Source organism: Holdemanella sp. DFI.5.55, from assembly GCF_020593575.1.
Lineage (GTDB): Bacteria > Bacillota_I > Bacilli_A > Erysipelotrichales > Erysipelotrichaceae > Holdemanella > Holdemanella hominis.
Genome location: NZ_JAJDMK010000174.1, coordinates 1 through 913 on the forward strand (window position 1 = coordinate 1; position 913 = coordinate 913).

General features: G+C 40.6%; 3 protein-coding genes. All 3 read right to left on the reverse strand.

The window, feature by feature from the left end; translation table 11 throughout:
- Position 1: 1 nt before the first annotated feature.
- The 3 genes from rpsK to rpmJ are packed head-to-tail and all read right to left on the reverse strand — an operon-like array spanning position 2 to position 909.
- Complete coding sequence (gene rpsK / locus LJE08_RS13625) at positions 2–391, reverse strand: 30S ribosomal protein S11 (protein ID WP_118116871.1); 390 nt, start codon at positions 389–391, stop codon at positions 2–4.
- Between the two features lie 19 nt (positions 392–410).
- Entirely contained in the window at positions 411–776 is a 366-nt protein-coding gene (gene rpsM / locus LJE08_RS13630; RefSeq protein ID WP_117573903.1) for a 30S ribosomal protein S13, read from the reverse strand.
- Between the two features lie 16 nt (positions 777–792).
- On the reverse strand, positions 793–909 hold the full coding sequence (gene rpmJ, locus LJE08_RS13635) for a 50S ribosomal protein L36 (RefSeq protein WP_003866328.1): 117 nt from the start codon (positions 907–909) through the stop codon (positions 793–795).
- Between the last annotated feature and the right edge of the window lie 4 nt (positions 910–913).

Sequence of the window (913 nt, forward strand, 5' to 3'; positions counted from 1 at the left end):
ACTATCCACGAGGTCGTTTTGGTGGACGACATCCGTTGTGTGGAATTGGTGTTACATCATTGATCATTGTAATTTCTAAACCAGCTACCTGTAATGCTCTGACAGCTGCTTCACGTCCAGGTCCAGGTCCTTTTACATCTACGGATACTGTCTTCATTCCGTGATCCATTGCTGCTTTTCCAGCTGCTTCTCCTGCTAACTGGGCTGCATATGGTGTTGATTTACGACTTCCCTTGAATCCTAATGCTCCAGCACTGCTCCATGCCACTGCATTTCCACTTTCGTCTGTGATTGTTACGATTGTATTATTGAAAGTCGAGTGAATGTGTGCACATCCTCGCGCAATATTCTTTTTAACACGTCTTTTACGTGTCTTTTGTACTTTTGCCATTCTTTACTCTCCTTCCCTACTACTTCTTCTTGTTAGCCACTGTCTTGGCTTTTCCTTTACGTGTTCTTGCGTTTGTCTTTGTTCTTTGTCCACGTACTGGCAATCCTTTTCTGTGACGCATTCCTCTGTAGCATCCAATTTCCATCAATCTCTTGATGTTTAATTGTACTTCTCTTCTTAAGTCTCCTTCGACTTTGATCGCATCGATTGTTTTACGAATTGCATTTAATTGTTCTTCAGTTAAATCTTTTACTCGAACATCTTCACTGATGCCTGCTTCTTCCAATACTTTCTTTGATGTTGTCAATCCAATACCATAGATGTATGTCAATGAAATGACAACTCGTTTATCGTTTGGAATATCTACTCCTGCTATACGAGCCATTTAGTTTCCTCCTACTTTAGTTTCCTTGTCTCTGTTTGTGTTTTGGGTTTTCACAAATTACCATCACACGTCCTTTGCGTCGAATTACTCGACACTTGTCGCAGATTGGTTTAACAGATGGTCTTACTTTCATCTTT